Source organism: Corallococcus sp. 4LFB (assembly GCF_046520365.1).
Lineage (GTDB): Bacteria > Myxococcota > Myxococcia > Myxococcales > Myxococcaceae > Corallococcus > Corallococcus caeni.
In genome coordinates, this window is record NZ_JBKGHJ010000591.1 from 1 (window position 1) to 4,581 (window position 4,581).

General features: G+C 72.3%; 3 protein-coding genes and 2 pseudogenes. 3 read left to right on the forward strand and 2 right to left on the reverse strand.

The annotated features are described in order from the left end of the window. Positions 1-1,145 (reverse strand): ferritin-like domain-containing protein (locus ACLEQD_RS37530; protein WP_410390675.1); only part of this gene is annotated, 1,145 nt, incomplete at its 3' end. 304 nt (positions 1,146-1,449) lie between these two features. Between ACLEQD_RS37530 and ACLEQD_RS37535 the strand changes: the two genes are divergently transcribed. From ACLEQD_RS37535 to udk, 3 genes and pseudogenes are all read left to right on the forward strand, one after another. Further along, entirely contained in the window at positions 1,450-1,731 is a 282-nt protein-coding gene (locus ACLEQD_RS37535; RefSeq protein ID WP_410390676.1) for a winged helix-turn-helix transcriptional regulator, read from the forward strand. Positions 1,732-1,765: 34 nt separating this feature from the next. After that, positions 1,766-3,411, forward strand: a pseudogene (locus tag ACLEQD_RS37540) (DUF692 family multinuclear iron-containing protein). 68 nt (positions 3,412-3,479) lie between these two features. Continuing rightward, positions 3,480-4,118 carry a uridine kinase gene (gene udk / locus ACLEQD_RS37545; protein WP_410390677.1) on the forward strand — a complete coding sequence of 213 codons (639 nt, stop codon included), beginning with the start codon at positions 3,480-3,482 and terminating at the stop codon, positions 4,116-4,118. Here udk and ACLEQD_RS37550 read toward each other — a convergent pair. Next, positions 4,119-4,581 (reverse strand): annotated as a pseudogene (locus ACLEQD_RS37550) (alpha/beta hydrolase); the annotation flags it as partial.

The window sequence follows — 4,581 nt, forward strand, 5'->3', positions numbered from 1 at the left end:
CGCACCCACCGGTCGATGTCCCACGACAGGCCCGCGTGCCGCGTCTCATCCTCGGCGATGCGGACCATGGCCGCGCGCACCTCGGCGTCGCGCGCATGCAGGGCCTGGTGGTGGGCCACCAGCGCGCCGTACGTCTCGCGCACGCACCCCTCCACGGCGTTGTCCAACGCGACTTCGTCCAGCGCACGCGGCGGCACGGCCGCGACGGAAGGCGGCGGAGGCGTGGCCCCGAAGCGCCGTGCGAGCCGTCCCGTCATCTCCGTGTGCATGACCTCGTCCACCGCGCTCGCGAGCGCCGCGTCCTGGAGGCCGGCCTCCGCGCCGTGCAGGGCCAGCTCCTCCCGCAGCCGCAGGAAGGCATGGATGGACGCGGCCTCCAGGTGCGCCGTCTGGGCGAAGTAGTGTCCCAGCGCGTCCTCGCAGCCGCCAGCGACGGTGCCCTGGAGCCCCACGGGCCGGCGGCCCACGGCGCAGCTGCCGGAGCCCTTCTCCAGCACGTGATCCTCCACCTCGTTGATCTTGCCGTTGGCGGACACCCGGACCACATGCTGCGTCAGGTCGGAGCCCTCGCCGCACGCGAAGCCCTTCGTGCCGACGACGTTGAAGCTGCCATCCTTGTTCCGCTTCACCGCCCCCCGCTCCAGCGTGTCGCAGCTCAGGCTGTAGCCCGCGGCGAAGGTGAGGAGCGCCGCGTCCTGCGCGGTGTCCACGGTGCCGATCAACTGCTGGAGCGACTCCAGCGTCGACCACGTCTTCACCTCGTCGCCGCGAGTCGTCGCCAGGAAGTACTTCGAGCAGGCCTGGATGCACGCGTCATTGAAGCCGTCGCTGGAGCGCGCCTCGGCCAGGGCGGTCTGACAGGCGGACACGTCGGTGGCGGTCGCGCACGCTTCGCCAGTGGAGGCCCGGGCCTCGTAGGTGACCGGCTCACCGCCGTAGCTGGTGACCTGGCGCAGCTCGATGAAGTCCTGCGCCGGCTGGATGCTCAGGTCGTCGATGGCGGGTACCCCTTGTGGCGTGCACTCGACGTTCGAGTACCCCGACAGGCTGGTGCTGCCGGTGCCACAGCCCGCCAGCACCAGCGGCGTCGCGAGCGAGGCCCGCAGCGCGCGAGAGAAGAGATGCCGCAACCGGTTCGTGTTCATGGATGGACGACTCCCGTAGGACGGATGTGTCCCGCGAGCAGAGCAATGGCGATGCCATCGCCGTGCTCCCTCTGTGAGACGCCGTCCCACGGGCGTATCCGCGTGCTCGGAAAACCGAGGCGCCTTCAGAAAGCTGAGGCCAGCTGCCGCGTCCAGCGTCTCCCGGTTGCGCCCGGCGTGACTGGTTTCATGATGAAACCCATCGCCGGATGATCAAAAGGCCCTGGTTTCGTTATGCAACCCGTTGTGGGACGGCGCTCGGGACTGAGGCGGTGTTGAAGCGGACGAGCATGGAGGGGGCGGTGTGCCCGGTGGCCCGCACGGCATCCTGGACACCCGGCCGGCCTCCGACGGCAGCGCGTGGCAGGAATACGTGCTGACGGAGAAGGGGCGGAGTCTGTTTCCCATCCTGGTCGCGCTGGGCCAGTGGGGGCAGGAGCACTGCTTCCAGGCGGGGGAGCCGCGCACGCGGGTGCTCGACAAGGCGCACGGGAAGCCGGTGAAGCCGCTGGAGGTGCGCGCCGCGGACGGCCGGGTGCTGACGGTCCAGGACGTGCGCCTGGAGCGGCCGCCCCCACAAGGTTAGCGCCACCCGGGGCCCGGGTGGTTAGGGTGTGCCCATGACGCGCCCTGCATCGGATTCGTGGTCACTGCCCTGGATGGGGCTGGGGCTGAGCAGCAACCTGAGCGCCTCGGACGTGCCGCATCCGTACCGGCTGCTCGACGCCTCGCCCGGCCTCTTCGACTTCGTGGAGTACAGCGCGCCCATCGCGCTGGAGGAGGCGAAGGCGCAGGCCACGCTCTTTCCGGAGATGTGGCGCCGGCGCCAGGAGGTGCCGGTCCTCTTCCACCCCGTGCACCTGAACCTGTGGGGCCCGGAGCTGGAGCCCGCGTCCGCGCTGGCGCAGCTGGACGCGCACGCGCGCGCGGTGGGCAGCCCGTGGGTGGGCAACGACGTGGGCTGGTGGCACGCGGGCGGCCAGCCCTTCCCGGGCTACCTCTACGTCACGCCGCCGTTCAACGACGCGGGCGTGCGGGACAGCGCGGCGCACGCGCTCCACATCCAGGCGGGCTTGAGCGTGCCGCTGGTGATTGAAAACCCCGCCGTCCTCGCCACGCGCGGCGGCCTGCACGCGCTGGACTTCATGGCGAAGCTGCACGCGCGCACGGGCCTGCCGCTGCTGCTGGACCTGGGCCACCTCTTCAGCCACCAGCTCTCCGCGGGGCTGCCCCTGCGCACGGGCCTGGACGGCTTCCCGTTGGAGCAGGTGGTGGAGCTCCACATCGCGGGCGGCGTGGTGACGCGCAGGGCAGGGCGGGCCTTCTACGTGGATGACCACACGCAGCCCGTGCGCGAGGAGCTGTTCGAGCTGCTGGCGGAGGTGCTCCCGCGCTGCCCGCGCCTGCGCGCCGTCACCTTCGAGGGCGACGGTCATCCGCCGGAGGTGGCGCTCGCGTCGCTGCGGCGGCTGCGCGCGCTCGTGCCGAAGGAGGCCCGTCCTCCCATCGCCTTCCCCGCGTCGCGCGAGCCCGTGCCCGCGCTCACCGGGGAGAGCCGCCCGTGGGCGCTGTTCGACGCGGGCCACGGCGTCACGCCGGCCTCCGAGGACGCCGACCCCGAGGGCACGCGCGCGGACCGGGACTTCCGGCTGGCGGTGGTGGCCGAGCAGTTGGACAAGGACTGGCCGCTGACGCGCCTTTTGCTCGCGGCGACGCCGGAGGGACTGGAGTCCTTCACCCGCTCGCGCGAGTACCGGGGCCTCTTCGACGGGCTGGGCAGGTCGCTGTCCCACGCCTTCGCGTCCTGGGCGCGCAAGCGCGTGATGGCCGCGCCGTCGGACGGGGTGGCCGCCGCGCTGTCGCTGGAGATGATGCTGCCGCACGCCTTCCTCCAGGAGCCCCCGGCCCCCGCCCCGGGCCAGGTGGCGCTGGCCGAGGACGTCCGCCTGGGCGCCTTCCCCGCGGACCTCACGGAGCTGGTCTTCGCCTCACGGGCGTTGCGGCGTCACCTCACCGGCCGTGCGTGGGCCTGCGGGGCCCTGGAGGTGTCCGGCCTGGAGGCCCTGGTGCAGGTGGCGGCCCGGCCGGGCCCGGGCCGTGGCGCTTCGCCATCCGCCGCAAGGGGACGGGCTTCGAGGTCCTGACCCTACCGCCAGAGGTGGCCGCGGGGCTCCAGGGGCTCGCGGACGGCCCGCGTCCGGTGGAGGACCTGCCCGCGTGGCTGCTCGCGGAAGGGCAGGCGCGCGGGCTCTTGCGGCGGGCATAAGCGGGGCGCGGTGTCCGGGAGTCAACGGACCCTTGCGCCCACCTGTCTGGTGGGGTACTGCCCGCCGCATGTCGTCACCCCTCGTCGTTGGTATCGCGGGCGGCACCGCGTCCGGCAAGACCACGGTGGCCCGCAAGGTGCGTGAAGCCCTCGCCGACTGCCGGGTCGCCTTCATTGATCAGGACTCGTACTACCGGGACCTCAAGGACATGCCCCTGGTGGACCGGCGGGAGGTGAACTTCGACCATCCCGACGCCTTCGACACGGAGCTGCTGGTCAGCCACCTGCGCGCGCTCAAGCAGGGCCAGGCCATCCAGAAGCCCGTCTACGACTTCGTCACGTCCAGCCGCCAGACGCACACGCACCGCGTGGACCCCGGGGACATCATCCTCATCGAGGGCATCCTCGTGCTGCACATGAAGGAGGTCCGCGACGAGATGGACGTGAAGATCTACGTCGACGCGGACGACGACCTGCGCATCCTTCGCCGCCTCACCCGCGACATCAAGGACCGCGGCCGCGACTTCGACCACGTGGTGGGACAGTACCTGCGCCACGTGCGCCCCATGCACATGGGCTTCGTGGAGCCGTCCAAGCACCACGCGGACATCATCATCCCGCACGGCGGCAACAACGACATCGCCATCGGGATGCTGGTGGGCGCGCTCCGGGCGCGGCTCGCCAGCCAGCACCAGTCGCAGCGCTAGCTAGCCGCGCAGCCAGCGCAGGAAGTCCTGCACCGGCCCCTTGAGCCGGTGCGCGTCCGCCAGCAGGGTGCCGTGGTCCCCCGGCCCCTGCAGCTCCACGAACCGCGCCTGCACGCCCGCCGCCGTGAGCTGGTGGTACGTGTCCCGCACGCGGCCCGCCGGCGCCAGCGCGTCCGTCGCGCCCGCGAGCAGCAGCACCCGCGCGCGGATCCGCGAGAACGTCTCCGTCAGGTCGCAGCCCGCGTACGCGGAGCAGAGCAGCGACCACGCCACCGGGTCGAACGTGTCCGCGAACGACGCGGCCTCCGCCTCCAGCGCCGCCTGCGCCGCCGCGCTGTCCGCGTACGTCGTGCCCAGGTAGTCACGCCCGTAGAGCAGCTTGAGGTAGTCCAGCCGCAGCCGCGCCAGCGTCCGGTTCGGCGCGCGCTCGCGCAGGGGCGGGGTGTCCTCGGTGTCGGGCGCC